This window comes from Psychrobacter sp. 16-MNA-CIBAN-0192, from assembly GCF_040309565.1.
In the GTDB taxonomy this organism is placed as follows: Bacteria; Pseudomonadota; Gammaproteobacteria; order Pseudomonadales; family Moraxellaceae; genus Psychrobacter.
The window spans coordinates 1-269 of sequence record NZ_JBEOOX010000296.1; the positions used below are offsets into that span (position 1 = coordinate 1).

1 protein-coding gene is annotated in these 269 nt (G+C 44.2%); it reads right to left on the reverse strand.

Annotated features, from left to right (window positions below):
- Positions 1 to 269: outer membrane protein assembly factor BamB family protein (locus AAEY78_RS13310; RefSeq protein ID WP_352339781.1), on the reverse strand; the 269-nt coding region annotated here is incomplete at both ends.

A 269-nucleotide genomic window follows, 5' to 3' on the forward strand; every position in this document is an offset into this window, starting at 1 on the left:
TCATAGGTCCATAACTTTTTACCATTATCGATATCAAATGCTTCAAATGCGCCTTTACTGGTATTTACCGCGACAACATCTTCTGCCACTGTTGGTGCCGATAATAACTCGCCATTTGCTTGCGCAGACCACACAACGTCACCCGTTGCTTCGTCAAGCGCAACCAATAAACCGGTTTCGCCACCAACAAACACTTTATTACGTGCAGCGGTAACACCTGCAGCTAAAAGAATACCCTTGGTTTTGGTTTCAAGCTTATCTTCAAAGAC